Raw genomic sequence first — 22,948 nt, forward strand, 5'->3', positions numbered from 1 at the left:
GAGTTGTTGGTAATGCTTGTGGGTGTTAGTCTGAGAGTGGGTCATGAAGATTCCTGCTTTCTTGTTTAGCTAGTACTAACAAGAATAGGTCTTCATGGCCTTTTTGGTCTAGTCGTCAGGGTGTTGCACTTGAATTGTAAACTGGGGATTCGAATGAAGCCTTTCTCTATATTGTGTAACAATTAAGGTCTGGCCGAAGGTAGCCATTGGTGTTAAACGCTAAGGATCTAATAAGCAGCCGCATCATAAAACTACCAAAACACAGGAAATGCACCTCCTGTGTGTAACCGCTCTTGTCAGGACAGATCCCAATCGAACAATTCCGGAACTAGTCAGGCTGGGATCAGAAGTGTCCTATCAGGGTGTAACTTGAAATTTTCACTTTCAATCAGCTAACCTAAAGGAGCATCGGGTTTAAAATCTGATGGGATTCATGATAATGGCAATGAACTTGGGAAAGGTGGCGAAGCGCCTATTCGCTTCATTGGCTTTCAATCAAACAAAAAGGACCAAGACTAGAAATCTTCGTGATTTCCGAGTCTTGGTCCTTTTTTGAGGGGTTATGTCACGCTCCCCTTCCATTAATCTCGTCTCGGTTCCCCTAACGTGGCATTCACGACACTGACAATGATGGCCAAAATCATTTCGGCCCCAAAGCCACTGAAGATAATACCTGGCACCAAATTCGCCATCAAGCTGACCATCAAGGCATTCAAGATCAACAATGAAATGCCTAACGTCAGCAAGGTCAGCGGGAAGGTCAAGACCTTCAGGATTGGTCGCAAGAGCCCATTCAAGAGCCCAAGCACCACCGCGCCGGTTAACGCGGTTTGCCAATCCGCCACATACAGTTGTGCCGGAAAGAGCTGAGAGTAAACGATGAAAATCACCATCGTTAAAACCACTTTACGGATGAAACCCATTAGAAATCACTCCAGTCATCATGATGCTCATGATGCGCTGGCTTTTCTTCGTGCACATGATGGGCTTCTTTGCGTTGCCGCGGCACGAATTGTTGCCAATCTTGATGCCGCGCCGGCCGGTTGCTGCCGTTGCGGCGGCGTACAATCCACCACACAATCAAGCCGATCACCACTGGCCAAAAAAGAATGTGAATCAACGCGACTCCGATAAACAGGCTCATGCCGATCACCAAGATCAACGCAATGCCCACCGCGATTAAAATGATGGGAAGTAACAGTAATGGCATGTTAGCCCTCCTTATTTCGTCAGCTCAGTGTCTTTCAGTTGCACATTACCACTGGAAACATTGAGTTTCAATTCGCCGCTGCCGGTGCCTGGGCGATCCAAGGTCAGATTTTTAACCTTATCGTCCAACACCACGCCGCTCATGCGACTCTTCAAACTGCCAAAGCGGGTTTTGATTTCACCCTTGGCCGCTACGCTGGCAGGCAAAGCCAGTTTCAGATCACCATTGACGCTTGAAGCCGTTAATTGGGTGAAGTCGCTGACCAAAGTGGCCCGCACCGTCCCATTGACAGTTTTCAGGTTCAGCACTTTGGCATTACCCTTAACTTTGATATCGCCATTGACGGCATCCACCAGCAGATCGTGAATCTGGCCGCTGACATGGACACTGCCATTAACGCCTTCGGTTTCCAGCATCACGGCATCTAAATCAGTGAACTGCAAGTCGCCATTGGTGCTCTTGGCATAGAAATCCTTACCGGTCAGGTGCGCACCTTTCACGTTCCCATTGAGCAGGCGCAACGACACATGGTCATAGCTGCGCGTTGGCAAGGTAATGATGAGGTCGGCTTGCACCCGCTTGTTCGGCACTTGGAAAATCAAATGATCATCCGTCACTTCGATGCGGCTGCGATCCAAGAAGGCTTGAAGCGGCTCGCCATCCATTTTACCGAATAATTTCACATCGGCTTGAATGGTGATGTCGTCGCCGTCGCCTTGCACCAGCTGCACATCCCCGTTGGCCACCTTGACGTCAATAATCGAAGCTTGGCTGTTCGGGTAAGTGAAAGTGTGACTGAACTTTTCTGTTGCCAAGCCTGGCACGCGAACGGTCACATCTTTCCAATCCACGTTGTCGAGCACATCGCTGAAGGTCTTCTTCATGAAAGAGCCCAGCTGGTTGGTAGCGTCATTTACAGTTTTGCCAATGTCATTCAGTGCGCTCTTGGTTTGGTCTTGCCAGTCATCAGGCAGGACATGGTCGGTGAAGCGCTGCTTGGTGAGCTGACGCTTTTGCCGGTTCAAATCGCTGAGCTGGTTGCGCAGCTGTTCTTGCTGATCGGCCAGCTGCACGAGTTCCTCACCTAACTGCTCATTTTCGCGTTTCAAGGCGCCGCGTTCTTGGTATTTATCCGCCGTTAAGGTGTCCAAGTCTTCCATCGTGTCGAGCACAATGATTTGTTCCTTGTTGGCCGCCACTTTAGCGCGAGTCTTTTTGATCTGCATCGTGGCCGCATCCAGGCTGCCAGCAGTTTCAGCAATCTGGGTATTCAAGGCGGTTAATGCTTCGTCTTCAGCAGAAGATTGCTGCTGGGGTTGCGCGGCTTCCGGCTGCGCGGTGGTTTTGTTATCAGTGGTTTGGGCCTTAGCCAAGTTTTCGAGCAAGACTAATGCTTCTTCACTGGTGATGATCCCTTGTTTGACTAAATCTAAAATCCGTTCACGTTCATTCATGAGATTACCTCCACGGTTTTGACTACTGCTCTGTAGTTATAGTATGAACGGTCCCGGGTAAAATGACATAGGGCCTAAGGTTGATTTTGGCTTCGGGCCGAAGATGCGCAGGCGTCTGCACCCACCGCCAAAGAAAAAAGCCCAAGCCGGGATGCGGCTTGGACGCGAGGGTAATCAGGAGCTAAAACCCATCCTCTTTGGCATTGGAATTCAATTCCAAGAGCTTGCCCGTTTTGAGGTACAAAATCCATTCGCAGATGTTGGTGACGTAATCGCCGATGCGTTCCAAATAGGAAGACACCAGCATGTAATCCATTGAGCCCACAATAGTGTCGGCATCGCGGGTCATTTCGTCAATGCAGCGCTGGTAGATGTCCTTAGAGAAGGCGTTGATGCCATGATCTTCTTCGGCGATTTTGCGCGCCTTCAGCACATCTTCTTTGACGTAGGCATCCAGCACGGATTCCACCATCGTCTTGACCGCCGCCGCCATTTCGGCAATCACTTGCTCAATCGCAGGCACGCGAGTTTCGCCTTTCACGCGAATGGTGGATTTGGCAATCGAGACGGCATGGTCACCCATTCGTTCGAGATCTGAGCTGGCCTTCATAACGGTCACAATCATGCGCAGGTCGGTGGTCACCGGCTGCTGCAAGGCAATCAGTTCAAAACAGCGTTTTTCCAAGTCAACTTCGCGCTTGTTGATGTGGTAATCATTGTCGATCACCGTGTGCGCCAAGGCCTTGTCATGATTCACAAACGCCTTCACGGAATTAAAAATTGCTTCGTTGACCATCATGCCCATCTCGGAAAAACGAGCGTGCAAATCATTTAACTCGTCTTCAAATAGTCGCCGCATGTCGGGCCTCCTTTGTCTGTTGACTTACCCAAACCGGCCGTTCAGGTAATCTTCCGTTTCTTTTTCCTTGGGATTCAAGAACATTTTCTTCGTATCATCGAATTCCACGACCCGGCCTTGCAAGAAAAAGGCCGTTTTGTCGGAAATGCGCGATGCCTGGTGCATGTTGTGGGTCACTAAGATAATTGTATACTGACTGCGCAATTCCAGCAGCATATTTTCGATTTGAGTACTGGAAATCGGATCCAACGCCGAGGTCGGCTCATCCATCAAAATGACTTCGGGCCGCACCGCCAGCACCCGCGCGATGCACACGCGCTGCTGCTGACCACCAGATAAGGACAAGGCGCTTTCGTGCAGTTTGTCTTTGACTTCATCCCAGATGGCCGCCGCCTTCAAGCTAGTTTCGGCTGCTTCGTCGAGCTGCGCCCGGTCCTTGACACCAGCTAACCGCAGCCCATACACCACGTTATCATAAATCGAAAACGGGAACGGGTTGGGCTGCTGAAACACCATCCCCACCTGCTTGCGTAGCTGCACAACATCGGTGTCCGGTGCGTAAATGTTTTTGCCTTCAAGTTCGATGTCGCCGGTGATTTTGACGTTAGGAATCAAGTCGTTCATGCGATTCAAAATCCGCAGGTACGTGGACTTCCCGCAACCAGACGGGCCGATCATGGCGGTGATTTCATGTTCATTGAAGGCCAGATCAATGCCGGTTAAGGCCTCAAAGTCGCCATAAAATAAATGCACATCGCGACTGGTGATGACTTGTTTTTTCATCGCTGCCTCCTTGTTATCCCGGCTTAGCCAAAGTGGCCTGATACATAGTCTTCCGTGGCCTTAATCTTCGGCCGGGTGAAGATTTTGCGGGTTTCATCGTATTCAATCGCAGTGCCGGAATAGAAAAACGCGGTGTAGTCGCTGATCCGGGCCGCTTGCTGCATGTTGTGGGTCACGATGATGATGGTGTAATCATCCTTCAGCCGCAGCAGCGTTTCTTCAACGGTGGCGGTGGAAATCGGATCCAAGGCACTCGCCGGTTCATCCAGCAGCAAAATATCGGGCTTCATGGCAATCGCTCGCGCGATGCACAGGCGCTGCTGCTGCCCGCCTGAAAGTGACAAGCCGCTTTGATTGAGGTCGTCTTTGACCTGATCCCAGAGTGCCGCCTGTTTGAGGCTGGTTTCCACCAGCTCATCCAAGACCGCCTTGCGCTTTTCGCCAAAGCGCCGCGGCGCAAAGGTGATGTTGTCGTAAATCGACTTGGCAAACGGATTCGGGCGTTGGAACACCATGCCGATGTGCTTGCGCATTTCATACACGTCCACTGCATCGGAGTTAATATCGAGATCCCGGTACATAATCTGCCCCGTGACTTTAGTGCCTTCAATATTATCATTCATTCGATTCAGGGACCGCAGAAAAGTCGACTTCCCCGAGCCACTGGCGCCAATCAACGCCGTGATTTTGTAGCGTTCAAATGGCAACGACACGCCATGAATCGCTTCTTTTTCGCCATAAAGGACTTTGAGGTCCTTGGTGGCGATGGCGATTTCTTGACCTTCATCAAAAGGCTTGAGATACGTATCGGTCAGCGAATAGTTTTGCATAAAATCCCTTCTTCCGCTACGATTCAGCGGTCATCTTGCGATACAAGCGATTGCCCAGGAACCGGGCCAAGATGTTGAATAGCAGCACCGCTAAAATCAATACGGCGCTGGCGCCAGCGGATACCGCGGCGGCATCCGGCTGAATGCCTTCAGAATTAATTTTCCAAATATGGACGGCTAAGGTCTCGGCCGGCCGAATGGGATTCAGCGGGCTCGCAATGTCGAACGGATTCCAATCGCTGAAATTCAGCGCCGGGGCACTTTGCCCAGCAGTGTAAATCAGCGCGGCGGCTTCACCAAAGACCCGGCCAGCCCCTAAAATCATCCCAGTGATAATCCCAGGTAGCGATTCAGGAATCACGACATGAATCACCGTTTCCCAGCGTGACAGCCCTAGCGCCAGCCCCGCTTCCCGTTGCGCAAAGCTGACTTGCCGCAGCGAATCTTCCACGTTTCTGGTGAGCAGCGGCAAGTTGAACATCGTCAAGGCCAAGGCGCCAGAGAGAATCGAGAAGCCAAAGTTGAACTGCAGCACGAAGACCAAAAAGCCGAACAACCCTACCACCACTGAAGGCAGCGAGCTCAGGATTTCAATGGCAGTCCGCACGACATCCGTGATCCAGTTGGCCTTGGCGTATTCCGCCAAGTAAATGCCGGCGCCAAGCGCAATCGGTACAGAAATCAGCATGGACAAAACGAGCAGATAAACCGAATTGAACAACTGAATGCCAATCCCCCCGCCGGCTTCAAAGGCTTTGGCGGGCGACGTGAGGAAATGCCAGGACACATGTGGCAAGCCTTGGATTAAGATGTAACCCAGCAGGCTGGCCAACAGCAGGACGATGATGCCAGCAATGGCATACAAGATGCCAGTCGCCAGTTTGTCTTTTTGTTTGGCGTCCATCACTTCATCTCCCCTTTCTTCCCAATCCAGCGAATCAGCAGGTTAAAGGCCAAGGACATCAAAAGCAATAGCAGGGCCAAGGACCACAACGCATTATTTTCAAGGGAGCCCATCACGGTATTACCGATGCCCGAGGTCAACACCGAAGTCAGGGTTGAAGCCGGACTGATCAGGTTTTGCGGCAGCAGGGCGGCGTTACCAATGACCATTTGCACCGCCAGTGCTTCCCCGAAGGCCCGCGCCATGCCGAACACCACGCCCGTTAAAATCCCTGGCATGGCGGCGCGCAGCACCACTTTGGAAATGGTTTGCCAGCGGGTGCCACCTAACGCCAGACTGGCTTCCCGGTAATGGCGCGGCACGGCACTTAAGGCATCTACCGTCATTGAAGTCACCGTCGGTAAAATCATGACGAACAGGACAAAGGTCCCCGCTAGAATCCCAAAGCCAGTGCCGCCAAACACATTGCGAATCAGTGGCACCACCACGGACAGACCAATGAACCCGTAAACGACACTGGGAATGCCCACCAGCAATTCAATCACCGGCTGGAGCACCCGTTTGCCGACTTGCGGCGAGATTTCCGTCATGAAAATCGCGGCCCCTACCGCAAACGGCGTGGCGACAATCGCTGACAGGAAAGTCACCCCAAAGGACCCCACAATCATCGGCAAAGCGCCGACTTGCGGGGCGCCATGGGCATCTTTCACGGCAGGCGACCAGGTGGTTTTGCTCAGAAAGGACCAGAGATTGACTTTGTTATCGAAAAACGTCGCCAAGCCCCGCGTGGCCACGAAGGAAAAAATCGCCACCACCACGAGCACGATGATGCTGATACAGGTGAAACTGATCCAGCGGCCGCGCCGCTCCAGCTTGGCCGCTTTGGAGCGATGGAGCATCGCTTCTTTGATTGGATCCATCTTACTTGCCCCCTAGTTTAACGAGATTGCCGCGATAATCGCGTTCAACTTTCATTGCGGTCATGGGAATGTAGCCCATCTTGCTGACGAGCTTTTGCTGCATGGTGGCACTTTGAATGTAGGCCAGGAACTTTTTGGTCAAGCCAGTCGGCGCGCCTTTGGTATACATATGTTCATACGACCAAATGGGCCAAGCCCCAGTCGTGACATTCTGATCGGTGGGCTTAACGCCGCTGAGGGCTAGTGGCCGCACGGTTTTGTCCACATAGGAGAAGGCCACGTAAGACACAGCGCCTGGCGTGCTGGCCACAATCGACCGCACCATCCCTGTGGAGTCTTGCTCCTGGGCCGCCATCGGTTGGCGGTCGCCGAGCACCCACTTCTCAAAAGTGGCCCGAGTGCCGGAGCCTTGCGCACGGTTAACCACCACCACCGGCAGGTCCTTGCCGCCGACTTGCTTCCAGTTGGTAATTTCGCCAGTGAACAGACGACGCAATTGCACCACGGTCAAATCAGACACCCCCACTGCCTTGTTGACAATCGGGGTGATGCCGACCACCGCCACGCGATGATCGACCAGCTTTTTAGCGTTGATGCCGGATTTTTCTTCGGCGAACAGATCCGAATTGCCAATTTCCACGGCGCCTTCTTGAATCTGCGACAGGCCAGTGCCACTACCGCCGCCTTGGACGTTGATGAACACCCCTAAGTGATCGCTTTGATACTGCTCCGCGGCAGCTTCCACCAGCGGCTGCAAGGCACTGGAACCTACCGCGGTAATCGATTGGCTGTTACTTTGTTTTCCGCACCCGACTAAGGCGAGTAAACCGGCCAACACAATAAAAATCAGTCGTTTTTTCACATCCAACCCTCCATTGACATAACAGATTTAATTGTAGCAATCACGTGTAAAACTAAAGGTCAATCCTTGTAAAAGGTGGGTAAATCGGCCAAGGGCAAGGACACAACGAAGGTGGTGCCCACCCCAAGCTGACTGGATAAAGAAACTTCCCCACCCAGTTGCAGCACCATATCATGCACAATTGCCAGCCCCAGCCCGGTCCCACCATTATGGCGGCTGCGGGCCTTGTCGACGCGATAGAAGCGTTCAAAAATTCGCGCCTGATCATTCTCGGCGATCCCAATGCCGGTATCGGCGACACTCAGCAGCAGGCTCTTATCATCAGTGGTGGCAGTCACGGTGACCTTGCCCCCATTGCGATTATAGAACACCGCATTGTTGAGCAGGTTGCGCACGACTTGTGAGAACTTCACCGGCACCGTGGTCAAGGTCAAGTCATCGGGAATGATGGTTTCCAAGGTCAGGTTCTTTTCTTCAATTGGCTTGCGCAAGTTCACCAAGGCGGTTTGCACCACTTCGGCGACCTTCACCGCCGTGGCTTGCGCCTGCCCGGTATCAGGCCGCGACAAGGTCAAAATATCGGTAATCAGTTGGGTCAAGCGCGTGCTTTCATCAAAAATGATCTGCAGGAACTGATTGAGCGTCGCCGGATCATCTTTGGCGCCATTCAGCAGTGTTTCGGCAAAACCGCTGATCGCTGTCACTGGCGTCTTCAGCTCATGGGAGACATTGCCGACAAAGTCCAACTGCATCTGTTCAACTTGCCGCAGATAGGTCACGTCATACAGCATCACCAAGACTTCCAAATGGTCGGTGCCACGGTTAAGTGCAATCACGCTCGCATCAACCGCTTTTTGGGTGTTCAGCATGGTGAGTTCTTTGTGATGCGTTTTCTGGTTGCGGTAGGTGTGCTCAATCATCCGCGCTAGGCGGTAGGTTTTGATGTCATCAAAATAATCATGCTTAACCGCCGCAATCTGGTGGCCGACCATCGTGCCCATCGCTTGGTTGGCCAGTACCACCTGACGCTCATCATCTAGCAGCATGATGCCTAGAGGCAAATGATCGATCAAGCGGTCAAAGGACGCTTGGCGGATCGCCACCTTATCGCGCAGGTGGCGCATTTCTTCGTCCAAAGCGTCAATCTGTTTGCCCATGGCCATAAACGCCGAACCTGGCGTCAAAATAATTGGCTCTGGCACCCCGCCAGCTTCGATCCGCGCCAAGTTACTGGTCATTTTCTCGACATGGCCATTCCAATAGTGGAATCGTTTGATCATGAGGGTGGCGATGGCCAGCAGACCGAGCACGCCAATCACAATCAGCGTCCACGCAAAGGCTGGCGCCGCAGAAAACAACGTAGCGCGCTGCTGCCAGACGCCAATAAACGTGGTGCCTTCCCGGGCGACATAGACCTGCTCCGCTTGGCCATTGACTGTCAGCGTGGTGGTATGGCCAGCAATCGTGCGCTGGCGGTCCACCAGATCCTGCAGCAACGTGCCGCGCCGATCAGTGGGTTTGCCTTTCAGCACAGTAAAGGTCACATGGTTGTCTTTTGCCAGGGGTTGCACTTGCGCCGCCGCGCCGTCAAAATCGCGATACGTTTGATACAGTGCGCTTAAATGGTCGCCTTGCTGCTGATAAAGCGTCCGGTCCATGCCGAACCAGAGTAGAAAAAAGCCTGCGACGAAAGTAATCCCCGTCCAGGCGAGCCGGCGCTTGAATCTGCTACTCATTAGGCGCCTCCATTTGGTAACCAAAACCACGGACCGTCTTAATGTAGTCCGGATGCTTTGGGTCCACTTCAATTTTATCGCGTAAATGACTGACTTGAATATCCACCATCCGCGTTTCGGCCGGGTACTCAAAACCCCAAACGCCGTTCAAAAGCGCATCCCGCGAGAGAATTTTGCCGACCCGTTGCGCAAAGAACACCAGTAGTTCGAATTCTTTCGGGGTCAGCTGCAGGCGCTCGCCGTTTTTGGTCGCCTGATAATTATCGGGGTCAATCACCAGCTCCCCAACGCTGAGAATCTTGGCTGGTGCCTTGGCGCTAGTTGGCGTCGGGGCCTGCACACGCCGTTCGATGGCCTTAATCCGCGCCACGATTTCCCGCGGCGAGAACGGCTTGGTCACATAGTCATCCGCGCCTAACTCCAGGCCCACAATCTTATCGGTTTCACTATCCTTGGCGGTTAAAATCATGATTGGGGTTTTATTGTCAGCCGCCCGAATTTTCTTGGTGACTTCCAGCCCATCCAACCCTGGCAGCATCAGATCCAAAATGATGAAGTCGAAACTCTGCTGGAGCGCCAGGCTTAACGCCGTGTCACCGTCGCCGGCGGTGGTGACAGCATAATGTTCTTTTTCCAAGTTGTATTGCAATAAGGTCACGATCGCTGGTTCATCATCGACAACAAGAATTTTCTTCATGCTTGCTCCTCCGCAAATGTGATCATTCCTAATTCATGTGGGGCCCCTTTGAAAATCGCGGTTTCGGCGAGGCGAATCGCCCCATCTAACCGCTCTACCTTCAGCCGGCAATAGGTCGGCTGGGTTTGAAGCGCCGCGTAGAGTTCGGCTTCATTGTGCACTGGCAGATGGTTGCAGGTCAAAATAATATCGCCGGCCTGCAGCGCCATTTTGCTGGCTGGGGTATCGGGTTGCACTGCCACCAACCGCACGCCGGCACTGGTTTGGGAAATCGCGGCAGCGCCTAGCTTGGTGGCGCGCCAGTTGCCAATGCCCACAATCACGCCCAGCACCGCCAGCATCACAAGCGCTGAGCCCGCGGCGGCCGGCCGCCAAAAGGTCAACCCGGCAATGATCAAAGCCAGCACACTAGCGCCTAAGTATTGCCAGCGCCATTGCAGGGTTGCGGCTTGCGGCAGCTGCCGCTTGGTCATCAGCGCCGCCCCAATCACCAGCGGCACAAACAGGAGCGCAAACTGGTGCGTCCCAATCCCCAAAGTCGGCCACCAGCTCGGGGCAGTGAACCAAGTCCCAGGCACTGGCACCACCAGCGGCAACCAGTACCACTGCCGATGCCGGTAAACCGCGACTTTGGCGCCGCGCTTGCCTGCCACCACTTTGGGAATATCAATCGGCGGATTGAGCAAATGAAGTAGCAGCGCCGTGGCGGCCCATATCCCCGCCACCAACACCGCAAACCCACCAACCCACGGGCCCAGTGCAATCTGCACGCTAGGCAAGAACGCAATCAGGCCCGCCACGGCAAAGAACCAAGGCGCAAAACCCAGCCACGACAGTAGCAGTGCCAGCACATTCAGTGCCACCAGCGCCAGCCACACCATTTTTGGCAGGAGGGCCCCGGCCGCCAGCAACATCCCGTCTAGCACCAGACTGACCGCAACGCCGCCAATTAACCCGGCCCATAGCCCGGTCCAATGGCGATCAATGCCGACCCCAAAAAGCCGTCGTTCTTGGCGAATACGCAGCACCCGGCCTAAGTCAGCCACCAGCGCCCCCACCCAAGTCACTGGGCTTAAGATAAATGAAAGCACAAGCTGTCCCATAGGTGCCCCTTTCCAGACTGGATTTACTGTAAGTATAGCATATCTGACGCGAACTCGAAGGGGGATGAATTAGGGCTAAGCAGGCATCACAAAAGGAGCTGCGACGAGTGTCACAGCCCCTTAGCAATTACCTTAACTGTTATAGCAGCACCGCGGGCCAACCAGGTAAAAACACCCGGTTTTACAGCCCGTTTAGATTTTCAGGAAGCGGCGCATGGAAACCACCGCGCCTAACGCCCCGATGACCATCCCGATCACCGCCAAGGCGAGATCGATCCACACCAGAAATGGCATGTTGGGATACAACGAGAACCCGTTCGCTGCCACGGTGAATGGCGCATTGCGTGTCACCAAGCCGTAACCAAAGTCGACAATCAGCATCGGTAGCACGGCCCCGAACAAGCCGGTCCAGGCGCCTTCCAGCAGAAATGGCCAGCGAATGTAGGCATTCGTTGCCCCCACCAGCCGCATGACGCCAATTTCAGTGCGCCGCGACAAGATGGTAATGCGGATGGTGTTGGAAATCAGGAACACGGCAACAAACAACAGTAAAATGGTAAAGCCGAGCCCCCAGCGCTGAATCGTGGCCACGGTCTTAAAGAGCTGTTTGGCCTTGGCGCCCCCATAAGTGGCTTCCGACACATGCTTGAGCTTATCAGCTTTCTTGGCCACTTTGATCGTGTCCTTGGCGTCTTTCGTGTCCACCACGAAGACGTTGTTCAGCGGGTTTTGATCGCCTTTGAAAGTCTGCCACTGCTTACCGTAACTGCCAATGATGTTATCCAGTTCTTGGCTAGCCGAGCGGAATTGCACCGACTTCACTTCAGCGAAATTCTCCAGTTCCTTCTTCAAGGCCGCCTGCTGTTTGTCCGTGGTTCCTTTTTGAATGGACACCCGCACCCGGACATCATTCTCAACTTGGCTAGAAACCCGGTTAACATTGGCCAACAAGGCTAAGAAAATCCCCACCAACAGCAAGGTGACCGTCACGGCAGAAACTGCCGCCACTGACATCCAGCCATTGCGTTTCAGGCTCTTGAGGGAGTCTTTGAGGTGACGCATCATGACATCAGTCTTCATCGCTGTAACTCCCTCCTTCTTCGTCGCGGACCAGGCGGCCGCCGGCAATTTCTAGCAGGCGGTGCGGCCGGGCGTTGACCAGTTCGCGATTATGCGTGGCCATGATGATTGTGGTGCCATCGGCGTTGATGCGTTCCAAAATGTCCATGATGCCGTCAGACGTATCCGGATCAAGGTTCCCAGTTGGCTCATCGGCAATCACGACATCTGGCGCGTTAACAATCGCGCGGGCAATGGACACCCGCTGCTGCTCCCCACCAGAAAGTTCACTCGGGAAGCGGCGCACTTTTTGTTCCAAGCCGACCAGCTTCAACACATGCAGCACCCGCGGCTTAATGTCTTCGTCACGGGCTTCGATGACTTCCATCGCGTAGGCAATGTTTTCGTACACCGTCAGCCGCGGCAGCAACTTGAAGTCTTGAAACACAATGCCAATGCCGCGCCGGAAATAAGGCACATCCTTATCGCTCATGGTACTGAAATCATACTTACCAACCTGGATGGTGCCACTGGTGGGCACCAGTTCATGGTAAAGCATTTTAATCAGCGTTGACTTCCCGGCACCACTGGGGCCGATGACATACAAAAATTCCCCGGGGTCAACCGTCAAGCTGAGGTCTTTAATCGCGATGACGCCGTTGGTATACTTTTTCATCACGTTTTTCATCTGAATCATGACTTCGCTCCTTTATTGAATCACTAGGCCGAGTATAGCAGACCAATAACACAGACTGATTGCAACCACGTTACAATTGCTTTCAGACTGGATTCGATTGGGCCAATTGCCACTGCAGGTAAGCATAGATGAACGGACTAAGGTCGCCATCCATCACGGCTTGGCCATTGCCGGTTTCATAATTACTGCGGTGGTCTTTAACCATCGTATAGGGATGAAAGACATACGATCGGATTTGGGAGCCAAACGCCACGTCTTGCTGCTGGCCCTTGATGGCCGCCGCCTCTTGGGCCTTTTTTTCTTGCTCGCGCTGATAGAGTTTCGCCTTCAACATCGCCATCGCGGTGGCTTTGTTTTGGAACTGACTCCGCTGGGCCTGACTGGAGGTCACAATGCCAGTGGGGATGTGAATTAGCCGCACGGCGCTAGAGGTTTTGTTAATATGCTGCCCACCGGCCCCGCTAGAGCGGAAGACTTCCATCTTGATGTCTTCCGGCCGCAGATCAACTTCGATGTTATCATCCAGTTCTGGCATGACATCAACTGAGGCAAAACTGGTATGCCGGCGGCCGGCCGCGTCAAACGGCGAAATTCGAACCAGGCGGTGCACGCCTTTTTCGCTGCGTAGCATGCCATAGGCGTTGGTGCCATTGATCAGCAGCGTCACACTCTTGATGCCAGCTTCATCCCCTGCTTGGTAATCGGCGACTTCCACGCTGTAATCATTCTGGTCGGCCCACCGTTCATACATCCGTGTCAGCATGGAGCCCCAGTCTTGGGCTTCGGTGCCCCCAGCGCCTGGGTGAATTTCAACGATAGCGTTATTGTGATCATAAGGTTGGTTCAGCAGCAAGGTCATTTCGTAATGATCCAACTGTTCTTGCAGCGTGGTGATCTGGGTCGTGACTTCCGTTTGCAGCTCGGCGTCAGGTTCTTCCTGCAATAGCTCAAACGCTACTTCGATGTCTTCCAGCTGATTCTGCAGATTCAGGAAGTTATCGTGCTTGCCTTTTAGTTGATTGTTTTCGTCAATCAACTGCTGAGCCTGCTCGGCGTGGTCCCAGAACCCGGGTTCCGCCATGCGGCCTTCGTTTTCAGCGATGCGTTCGTTCAAGGCATCGAGGTCAAAGCGACCCCCTAAAGTGATTGATTTTGGCCCGCATGGTGGCCAAGATGGTGCGCATTTCTGCTATTTCCATATTTGATGTGCTCCTTTTTTTGCCTCGTCTAGTGTACCATGCCGACAAAAATGGGACAAAACCATTTTGGTTTGCCCCATTCCCGATTCGCTATTAACGACGAATGTTTTGCCGAATCTGTGCCTTCATGAACAGGCGCGTCACGCCATCGTCCATGTTCGCAATCATTTCTTCAAACATCCGGTACGCTTCTTCTTGGTATTCGACCAGTGGGTTCATTTGCCCATAACCCCGCAGGCCAACGGATTGACGCAGCTGATCAAGCGCATCGATATGATCTGTCCACAGACTGTCAACCACCCGCAAAATCACGACTTTTTCAAACTCAAGCATTTGGTCTTTATCACCGAGCTGGCTGAGCTTGTCTGCATAGTTGGCTTCCGCTAAGGCTTGGAGTTGCGCAATGATTTCGTCTGGCGTCTTGTCATCCAAGGCCGTGCGCTTCAAGTCCTCATCGGTGACCATATTGGTGGTGACATAGTCGTAGATCTTGTCCAGATCCCAATCCTTCTTGTCGCCTTGGGTATGCGCCAAGACGATGCGGGTCACGCAGCGGTTGATCATCGCCATCAGCACTGACTTCAGGCTTTGGTCTTCGTTGATCACTTGCTGACGCTGCTTATAAATGACTTCGCGCTGTTCCCGCATCACATCATCATATTGCAAAGTGTTCTTACGGGTATCGTAGTTGTTCCCTTCAACCCGCTTTTGCGCGGATTCAACGGAGCGGGAAATCATGCGGCTGCGAATCACTTGTTCATCGTCTTCCAGCTTGAAGCGATCAAGCATTTGCTTGATGCGATCTGAGCCGAAACGCTTCATCAAGTCGTCCTCAAGGGACAGGTAGAACTGAGTCGAGCCGGGATCCCCTTGCCGGCCTGAACGCCCACGCAGCTGGTTATCAATCCGGCGGCTTTCATGGCGTTCGGTCCCAATGACGGCCAAGCCGCCCACTTCCTTGACGCCAGGGCCGAGCTTGATGTCGGTCCCCCGCCCAGCCATGTTGGTCGCGATGGTGACGGCACCGCGCTGGCCTGCGTTCATGACGATTTCGGCTTCACGGGCATGGTTCTTCGCGTTCAAGACGCTGTGCGGAATGCCTTCATCATCCAGTTGTTTAGACAGGCGTTCAGAAGATTCAATGGCTACGGTGCCGACCAAAATCGGTTGGCCCTTTTCGTGCCGCGCCTTGATGTCAGCGGTAACGGCGTTGAACTTGGCATCCAGCGTTGGGTACAGCACGTCAGGTGAGTCCACCCGAATCACCGGCTTGTTGGTGGGAATGGAAATAACTTCCATGTTGTAAATTTCGCGGAATTCTTCTTCTTCGGTTTTCGCCGTCCCGGTCATCCCGGCCAGCTTGTTGTACATCCGGAAGAAGTTCTGGTAGGTGATGGTCGCCATGGTGGCATTTTCGTCTTGAATCTCGACGCCTTCCTTGGCTTCAATCGCCTGGTGCAGTCCATCTGAGAAGCGGCGACCTTCCATAGCACGCCCGGTGAACTGATCGACAATCAGCACTTCGTTTTCTGGCGACACCATGTAGTCGATATCCTTGAGCATGATGAAGTTCGCCCGCAGTGCCTGATCCAAATGGTGGGTCAAGGCGGTGTTTTCGGTGTCATACAGGTTCTTCAAGCCGAAGATTTTTTCGGCTTTGCGAATCCCATTTTCGGTCAAAGACACGGTCTTGGTCGGCCAGTCGATCTTATAGTCGTCTTCTTCTTTGAGCGTCTTGACGAAGCGATCCGCCCGGATGTAGAGCCCGGTAGATTTTTCGGCCCCACCGGAAATAATCAACGGAGTCCGCGCTTCATCAATCAAAATCGAGTCCACTTCATCGACAATCGCATAGTTCAGCGGCCGCTGGACCATCTGCTGCTTGTACACCACCATGTTATCGCGCAGGTAGTCAAACCCGAGTTCACTGTTGGTGGAATAAGTGATGTCGGCATCGTAAGCCGCCCGCTTTTCATCGGAACTTAAGTCGTGGGTATTGAGACCCACACTCAAGCCGAGCCAGTTATACAACTCGCCCATTTCTGTCGCGTCACGGCCACTCAGGTATTCGTTAACGGTGACCACGTGCACGCCTTGGCCGCCAAGGGCATTCAGGTACACGGGCATTGTCGCGGTCAGGGTTTTCCCTTCCCCGGTTTTCATTTCGGCGATGTTACCTTCATGCAAGGTAATCCCACCAATGATTTGCACGCGGAATGGGAACAGCCCCAGCACCCGCTTGGCGCCTTCACGGGCGACCGCAAAGGCTTCTGGCAAAATATCATCCAGCGTTTCGCCTTTTTCCAGGCGCGCTTTGAGGGCAGGTGTTTTCGCCTGCAGCTGTTCGTCGCTTAACGCGGCATATTCATCTTCATAGCTTTGGACTTGATCGGCGATTTTACCAAGCCGCGTCACTTCGCGCTTGTCGCTTTCAACCCATTTTTTTAAGACGTTAGGCATTGTTGATCCTCTCCTGTCATCAGTATGCGCATAATACTGACAGTATCTTATGTATTTTAGCATTGATGAAGCGGCTTTAACACCTTGGAAAAATAAAAAAACGCAAATCCTCACCGGATCTGCGCCATGTTTAATCAGCGATTGCTTATTCGTCGGTTTCAATCAGCCCATAACGGCCATCCCGACGCTTATACACGATGCTGGTCCCATTGGTATCGGCATCTTCAAAGATAAAGAAGTTATGCCCAAGCATATCCATCTGCAAAATGGCTTCCTGCGAATCCATTGGCTTCAGTGATACCCGCTTGGTGCGGACCACTGTCAGGTTATCCTCTTCTTCAGCTGGCTCAGTTGGTGCTGGCGTGCCTTCTGGAGCCACGTCAATCGGGGCAAAGCCCTTTTCCCGCGACTTACGGTTGATCTTGGTCTTGTATTTACGGACCTGCCGTTCCAGCTTGTCAGTCACTAGATCGACACTGGCGTACAAATCAGGGCTAGTTTCTTCAGCACGCAAGGTCAGATAGGACAATGGAATTGTCACTTCGACTTTGGCGGTTTTATCAGGATACACCTTCAAGTTGACGTGCGCGGTCGCCTGAACTGAGCTCTCAAAGAACTTGTTGAGCTTGCTGATCCGCTTTTCGACATAACTGCGGATGGCATCAGTGACCTCGATGTTTTCGCCACGAACGTTGTATGTGAGCATAAAACTTCTCCCCTTTCATCCGTGCAAGTCGCTTGCACGTGGGCGATTGGGTCTATTAAAGCCCTTTCACCCTACACCCTTATTATAGCGAACTGCTCGCCTTGAAACAAATATAATCCGTTTATCTAATCAAGGTCCGAGCCGTTATCTTGCCCGTATAGCCAGCCTCACGCAGCGCGGCTTGGGCATGATACAAGGTGCGGCCGGTGGTGTATAAATCGTCTAATAAAATCACTTGCGGCGGCAACTTGGCCGGCAAATGCGCCGTGAAGCTTTGCGGCGTCTGCAGGCGGCCTTGGCGATCCTTTTGGGCTTGCGGCATTGCCGTGTCGGCTTTCTCCAACCACAGCGCTAGCGGCAAATGGCCGAACAGCCCAATCACCGGATCAAAGCCGCGCCGCGCATAATGCCCAGGTTCAGAAGGCAGTGGCACCAGTGCCGTGCGCCGCGTGGGTAGCTGGAGTTGGTCAGCAAAGACTTGATGTAGCCGAAAATCGCCTAATCCTTTGTACTGCTGAATGAAAGCCTTCATCGCCGGCGTGTAAGCAAACCACGCGCGGTTGTGCAGCAGCGCATACCCCTGCCGCCGCCAGCGCTGACAGTCGTTGCAAAGTTTCGGCGAATGAGCGCGGCCGCAGCCAGGGCAAGCCGAGGTCGCATCGATCGGCGTGAACTGGGCCAGACACTGCGGGCACAGCCGACTCAGCGTTAGCGGTTTAAAACTGAGCAACTGCGCCAGCGACCAATCACTGCGCAAAGGCTGCTGGCATAGCAAGCAGTTCATGGCTGGCGCCGATTCATTTGCCGAATGGCATGAATCGCCTCAATCTGGGCCAAGGTGATGTGTCGGGCTAAAAACAACACCGGATCATCCGGACTCGCCGCACTGCGCCCGGCCCGGCCGGCCATCTGAATCAGGCCACTGGCCGAGAATTGTGGGTCATCGGCGGCCACCACCACAACGGCACAGCGGGGAATGGTGACCCCCCGCTCCAAAATCGTGGTCGTCAGTAGCACCGTAAACTCACCTTGTCGAAAGGCCTGCACCACCGCCGCCCGTTCGGGATCGGCGGCGTGCGCCGTGCGCACCGCCAGCCCAGCTTGCCGCAGGTGCGCCGCCAGCGGCTTGAGCCAGGCAATCCGGGGCACAAATACCAACACCCGGCGGTCAGCGGCCAGATTTTGCAACAGCGCCAAATCCCGCCTTCCCAGCTGCTTAGGTACTTGTTTGAGCCCCGTCAGCCGCTGCCGCGGCACCGGCAGCGGCGCGCCATGAAACCGCCGCGGCAGAAACGCCACTGCCAGTCGCGCGCGTTTAACCGCCTGCTGCATCGGCTTATCTGGTGTGGCGCTCAAAAAAATCGTTGGCCCACGGCGCGCCTGCTGCACCGCAGCCGCCAGCATCGGGGTTTGCGTATACGGAAAGGCATCGACCTCATCCACCACCATGAGATCAAAATGTCGATAATACCGCAGCAGTTGATGGGTGGTGGTCACCGTCAGATCTGCTGGGACTTCCGGCCAGGCGCTGCCGCCAAACAGTACCGCCAGCGACGCCCCGGCGAAAGCCTGCGCGAACCGCGGCGCTAATTCACGCACCACATCCACTCGGGGTGAGGCAATGGCCACCCGCAGGCCCCGGCTTAAAAACGCTGCCACCACCGGAAACAACATCTCGGTTTTGCCGGCGCCAGTCACCGCCCACAGTAAAAAATCCCGGCCTTGGTTGACCGCGGTTAACGCCGCCTGGGCAGCTTGCTTTTGCGCTGAGGTTAACGTGCCGCGCCAAGTCATGGCACTGGGGGTTGCCGGCCCTGACGGCAGGCGCCACAGCTTGGTCGTGGTCGTCACCCGGCCCAGCCCCACGCAGGCGGTGCAATACTGCCGGCCATCCGGCAATGGCGCCAAGGCGCGCTGCTGACAGCGCTGGCAGCGCCCGGATTGAATGGCCATGATTGGCGTCAGCTGTGCTAAACTGGCCATAGTGAGGCCCACTTTTGGCAATTCTTCATCGGTCAATTGAAAGCCTAAGGGCAACATTTTGCTCACCTCAAAAGGAGATTACGCAATGTCTGAGTATCGCACCATCAAAGCCGCTGGTCAGGCGGAACTGGTGATTAAAAAATCGCGGTTCATTTGCCAGGTGGGCCGCGTGCACACCGAAGCCGAGGCCCAAGCGTTTATCGCTGCGGTACGCAAACAAGAACCGAAAGCCACCCACCATGTCCCGGCCTATCAACTGGGCGACGACGATCACATTCAGCGCGCCACCGATGATGGTGAACCCGCAGGCACGGCAGGCGTCCCGATGCTTAAAACGCTCCAAGAAATGGGCTTGCATGATGTCGTTGCCGTCACCACCCGGTACTTCGGCGGAATCAAACTTGGCGCCGGCGGCCTGATTCGCGCCTACGCCAACAGCGTGGCGGCCGCGGTTCATCAAGTGGGCATCGTGAAGCGCGTCATGCTGCAAACCATGAACCTAGCTGTGCCTTACCCACAACTGGATTCGCTCCAGCACTATCTCACCGCCAACGCAATTACCTTACTCAACAGCGATTACGGCGCAGCGGTCGCATTAACCATTGCGGTCCCAAAATCCGAAGCCGCCGCCGTGGCCACTGCCATCACCAACCAAACCGCCGGCAAAGTCACCATCACCCTGGGGTCGCTTCAAGCCAGTGAGGTGCCAGTGACTGAATAGAGCGCTAGCAACGCAAAAGAAGCCATCAAACCGCTGCCGGTTTGATGGCCTCTTTAGTTGCGCTTATTCTGGATCTTCTTTGGGATTGATGATCTCAGTTTCGGTTTGAATCGGTTGGTTCTTCGCTCGGAGCTTGAAGGCTTTCGCGTTCATAATCTGGTGCTTCGAGAAAGCCACGGTGCGCGGCACACTGATAAACAGTGGCACGACTTCTTCGACCACATTCGAGAATTCAAGGCCGTACCAGTTGGCCGGGCTTGTGGTGACGTTTTGCAACCAGAGCCGACCACCAATCAAACGGCGCTGCCAACCAGGAATATTTTCCGTCGCCATCAAATTCTGGGCTTGCTCGCGAATGATGACGAACTTGAAGTCCCCGACATTGCGATTTTTAACCGTGGTGTACTTCGGCGTTTGCGGATCGATCACCTTGGCACTGAGCAGGTCATTGATGATCTTGCGAATGTAGACATTGACATGCTGCGACATTCTGAAGCCCAGGTAAATCTGGACGGAAATCACATTGCGGGTGTGGAGCATGTCGACGGTGTAGCGCATTTCCACCGGTTTGTCGGTTTCGTTCACCGTCACGAACCAGTAGACCTTAGCGCGCTTGGGCCGTTTGTCCAAAATGGAGTACAGCGTGGAGCGCTTCAGCCGGTAGCCCGGCTTAACCTTGGTCATATACACCAGGTTCGTGGTGTAGGTGGGGATGGTGTCATCGGCAGCCAACGCCGTCAGCTGATCGAGGTAATCGGTCAGCACGACATATTCGCTTTCATCCTGGTAATGCTCGCGGACTTTGTTCCCAAAGTACCACACCACCATCATCGCCAAAATCAGCAACATGATGAACAGCGTGATGTAGCCCCCATGCAGGAACTTCACCAGGCTGGCAATCAGAAAGACCGTTTCAATCAGGCCGAAGAACCCAGCCACTAACGCCGCCATCGCCCGCTTGATGTGCATGGCTAAGAACTCGTACAGCAGCAAGGTCGTCATCAGCATGGTGACCGTGATGGCCAAACCATAAGCCGCTTCCATGGCTTTGGAAGTCCGAAAGAACCAAACCACGCTTAAGGTGACCAAACACAGGAACCAGTTCACAAAGGCGATGTAAATCTGACTGCGTTCACTGGAGGGATGTTTGATGGCCATCCGCGGCAAAAACTTCAGCCCCACTGCTTCATGCACCAGCGTGTAGGACCCCGTGATCAAGGCCTGCGAAGCGATGATTGCCGCCGCAGTCGCCAAAATAATCGCGTATGGCCGCATCCCGGTCCCTAGCATTTCATAAAACGGGTTCATGGTCGTCAAGTTGGCATAAGCCGCATCTTGATAATGCGCAATCAACCATGCCCCTTGGCCAAAGTAGTTCAGCATCAACATGACATAAACAAATGGCCAAGTGGCATAGATATTACCTTTGCCGACATGGCCCATGTCGGAGTACAAGGCTTCTGCCCCAGTGGTGGCCAGGAAAATACTGCCTAGCAAGAAAATGCCGACTTTATTTTCCGGACTGAACAAGATCTTGATCGCATATACTGGCGACAAAGCCTTGAGAATTTCCAAATGGCCAGACATATGACTCAGACCAGCCACCCCGAGAAACAAGAACCACAAGAACATGATCGGTCCAAAGGCATTCCCAATCTTCGCGGTGCCAAAGCGCTGAATCAAAAACAGCGCCAGCAAAACCCCAGTGGTGATCACCAGCACCACGGTTTGGTTATTGCTGAACACAAAGCGGCCGAAGGTTTGACCCTTCAGCCCTTCCAGCGCCGTAGTGACCGTCACGGCTGGCGTCAAGGTGCCATCAGCCAGCAGCGCCGCGCCCCCAATCAAGGCCGGAATGGCCAACCACGCCCCGCGGCGACGGACTAAGGCATAAAGCGCAAAAATGCCGCCTTCGCCGTTGTTATCGGCCTGCATCGCCAGCACCACATATTTGATGGTGGTCAAAATCATCAGGGTCCAGAAAATCAGCGATACCGACCCAATAATATAATCAGGCGAAAGCGCCCCAACCGAGCCGGCATCAGCGATGATCGCGTTCATAACGTACAGCGGTGACGTCCCAATATCGCCGTACACGATGCCCAGAGTAATCAACATGCCAAGCATGGTGGCTTTTTTCTTACGTGTCATTTTTCTCTCCTCAACCTCCACGCTTTACCGCGGTGGAAGAAACTACTGTCAAGGAATCATAGCTCATTGCCGTGATTGCGTCAAACCGGGCAGGCTGCGGAGTGAGGCCGCCTTTAGCCGGATGGGTAGCCTAGCATGGCGTCTTGAAGCCGCGCTTTGGCTTCGAGGCGCCATGCGTAGCTAGCCACTCGGGCGTTGGCCTCACGCAGCGCGACTACGCTAACAGACCTGCGGGAGACAATCTGCCGGGCAGGTCAGCTTCCGCAGCCATGGGCTGGAACGTGGTGGCCAGCGCTTTCAGCCTCTGCGAGTCTCAAAGTCGCGGCTTGTTCTAAGCCAACAAGTTGGCTAAGAACAATTTCACCACTGAGCCCCTGCCTGCTCCAGCTGACTTGCCCTAGTTTAATCGTCAACTGATTAATAGAGCTGCACCCACGAATTCCGTCTAATTCATTTGAATACCAAGACCATACAGCAGTCAAACTGGGTGTCATGACGTAACGATAAGCCTTGAGCATCACCGTTATTGAGCGGGTTCGGTCGGGGTAGCAGAGAGGCGCGGTGGTGCGGCAGCGAAACAGTTGGCACACGAGGAGACTGCGCAGCAGGCTGCT

21 protein-coding genes are annotated in these 22,948 nt (G+C 53.9%); 1 reads left to right on the plus strand and 20 read right to left on the minus strand.

The genetic code is table 11. The features are described from left to right. Window positions 1-581 precede the first annotated feature (581 nt). The 19 genes from EKM90_RS07215 to EKM90_RS07305 all read right to left on the minus strand — a co-directional run bounded on the left by EKM90_RS07215 (window position 582) and on the right by EKM90_RS07305 (window position 19,519). Complete coding sequence (locus EKM90_RS07215; protein ID WP_125581171.1) at window positions 582-923, minus strand: phage holin family protein; 342 nt, start codon at window positions 921-923, stop codon at window positions 582-584. Beyond that, complete coding sequence (locus EKM90_RS07220; RefSeq protein ID WP_125581173.1) at window positions 923-1,210, minus strand: hypothetical protein; 288 nt, start codon at window positions 1,208-1,210, stop codon at window positions 923-925. Before EKM90_RS07220 ends, EKM90_RS07215 begins: the two co-directional genes overlap by 1 nt. Window positions 1,211-1,221: 11 nt before the next feature. After that, on the minus strand, window positions 1,222-2,664 hold the full coding sequence (gene liaX, locus EKM90_RS07225) for a daptomycin-sensing surface protein LiaX (protein WP_125581175.1): 1,443 nt from the start codon (window positions 2,662-2,664) through the stop codon (window positions 1,222-1,224). A 181-nt stretch (window positions 2,665-2,845) separates the two neighbouring features. Continuing rightward, window positions 2,846-3,523 carry a phosphate signaling complex protein PhoU gene (gene phoU / locus EKM90_RS07230; protein WP_125581177.1) on the minus strand — a complete coding sequence of 226 codons (678 nt, stop codon included), beginning with the start codon at window positions 3,521-3,523 and terminating at the stop codon, window positions 2,846-2,848. A 24-nt stretch (window positions 3,524-3,547) separates the two neighbouring features. After that, complete coding sequence (gene pstB, locus EKM90_RS07235; RefSeq protein ID WP_125581179.1) at window positions 3,548-4,306, minus strand: phosphate ABC transporter ATP-binding protein PstB; 759 nt, start codon at window positions 4,304-4,306, stop codon at window positions 3,548-3,550. A 23-nt stretch (window positions 4,307-4,329) separates the two neighbouring features. Further along, on the minus strand, window positions 4,330-5,136 hold the full coding sequence (gene pstB, locus EKM90_RS07240) for a phosphate ABC transporter ATP-binding protein PstB (RefSeq protein ID WP_125581181.1): 807 nt from the start codon (window positions 5,134-5,136) through the stop codon (window positions 4,330-4,332). 16 nt (window positions 5,137-5,152) lie between these two features. Continuing rightward, on the minus strand, window positions 5,153-6,040 hold the full coding sequence (gene pstA, locus EKM90_RS07245; RefSeq protein ID WP_125581183.1) for a phosphate ABC transporter permease PstA: 888 nt from the start codon (window positions 6,038-6,040) through the stop codon (window positions 5,153-5,155). Further along, window positions 6,040-6,960 (minus strand): phosphate ABC transporter permease subunit PstC, encoded by a 921-nt coding sequence (gene pstC, locus EKM90_RS07250; protein WP_125581185.1) that lies wholly within the window; start codon window positions 6,958-6,960, stop codon window positions 6,040-6,042. Before pstC ends, pstA begins: the two co-directional genes overlap by 1 nt. 1 nt (window position 6,961) lies before the next feature. Beyond that, window positions 6,962-7,810, minus strand: coding sequence for a phosphate ABC transporter substrate-binding protein PstS family protein (locus tag EKM90_RS07255; protein WP_373301018.1), 849 nt, complete (start codon window positions 7,808-7,810; stop codon window positions 6,962-6,964). A gap of 71 nt (window positions 7,811-7,881) precedes the next feature. Beyond that, a complete protein-coding gene (gene pnpS, locus EKM90_RS07260) occupies window positions 7,882-9,558 on the minus strand; it encodes a two-component system histidine kinase PnpS (protein ID WP_125581189.1) in 1,677 nt (558 codons plus the stop codon). Beyond that, window positions 9,551-10,255, minus strand: a complete 705-nt coding sequence (locus EKM90_RS07265; RefSeq protein WP_125581192.1) for a response regulator transcription factor — start codon at window positions 10,253-10,255, stop codon at window positions 9,551-9,553. Before EKM90_RS07265 ends, pnpS begins: the two co-directional genes overlap by 8 nt. Further along, window positions 10,252-11,358 (minus strand): PDZ domain-containing protein, encoded by a 1,107-nt coding sequence (locus EKM90_RS07270; protein WP_125581194.1) that lies wholly within the window; start codon window positions 11,356-11,358, stop codon window positions 10,252-10,254. The genes EKM90_RS07265 and EKM90_RS07270 overlap by 4 nt, the downstream gene beginning before the upstream one ends. A 192-nt stretch (window positions 11,359-11,550) precedes the next feature. After that, the gene (gene ftsX / locus EKM90_RS07275) at window positions 11,551-12,438 is read right to left on the minus strand and encodes a permease-like cell division protein FtsX (RefSeq protein WP_125581196.1); all 888 of its coding nucleotides are present in this window, start codon (window positions 12,436-12,438) and stop codon (window positions 11,551-11,553) included. After that, window positions 12,428-13,114, minus strand: a complete 687-nt coding sequence (ftsE, locus tag EKM90_RS07280) for a cell division ATP-binding protein FtsE (RefSeq protein ID WP_125581198.1) — start codon at window positions 13,112-13,114, stop codon at window positions 12,428-12,430. Before ftsE ends, ftsX begins: the two co-directional genes overlap by 11 nt. 82 nt (window positions 13,115-13,196) lie before the next feature. Further along, window positions 13,197-14,313 (minus strand): peptide chain release factor 2 gene (gene prfB, locus EKM90_RS07285; protein WP_125581200.1). Its coding sequence is split into 2 segments (ribosomal slippage): window positions 13,197-14,240 and window positions 14,242-14,313, totalling 1,116 coding nucleotides; the frame shifts between segments, so codons are not numbered across the junction. A gap of 93 nt (window positions 14,314-14,406) precedes the next feature. Beyond that, window positions 14,407-16,773: a preprotein translocase subunit SecA gene (secA, locus tag EKM90_RS07290; RefSeq protein WP_125581202.1), complete on the minus strand. Its 2,367-nt coding sequence runs from the start codon at window positions 16,771-16,773 to the stop codon at window positions 14,407-14,409. 145 nt (window positions 16,774-16,918) lie between these two features. Then, complete coding sequence (hpf, locus tag EKM90_RS07295; protein WP_125581204.1) at window positions 16,919-17,479, minus strand: ribosome hibernation-promoting factor, HPF/YfiA family; 561 nt, start codon at window positions 17,477-17,479, stop codon at window positions 16,919-16,921. Window positions 17,480-17,600: 121 nt separating this feature from the next. Further along, window positions 17,601-18,209, minus strand: a complete 609-nt coding sequence (locus EKM90_RS07300) for a ComF family protein (protein WP_225422773.1) — start codon at window positions 18,207-18,209, stop codon at window positions 17,601-17,603. A gap of 50 nt (window positions 18,210-18,259) precedes the next feature. Continuing rightward, window positions 18,260-19,519: a helicase-related protein gene (locus EKM90_RS07305; RefSeq protein ID WP_125581206.1), complete on the minus strand. Its 1,260-nt coding sequence runs from the start codon at window positions 19,517-19,519 to the stop codon at window positions 18,260-18,262. A gap of 28 nt (window positions 19,520-19,547) precedes the next feature. On the opposite strand from EKM90_RS07305, the gene EKM90_RS07310 reads away from it, so the two are divergent. After that, entirely contained in the window at window positions 19,548-20,183 is a 636-nt protein-coding gene (locus tag EKM90_RS07310) for a YigZ family protein (protein ID WP_125581208.1), read from the plus strand. Between the two features lie 63 nt (window positions 20,184-20,246). Here EKM90_RS07310 and EKM90_RS07315 read toward each other — a convergent pair whose 3' ends face one another. Then, a complete protein-coding gene (locus tag EKM90_RS07315) occupies window positions 20,247-22,334 on the minus strand; it encodes a KUP/HAK/KT family potassium transporter (RefSeq protein ID WP_125581210.1) in 2,088 nt (695 codons plus the stop codon). Window positions 22,335-22,948: the final 614 nt, after the last annotated feature.

This window comes from Lacticaseibacillus suibinensis (genome assembly GCF_003946175.1).
GTDB lineage: Bacteria > Bacillota > Bacilli > Lactobacillales > Lactobacillaceae > Lacticaseibacillus > Lacticaseibacillus suibinensis.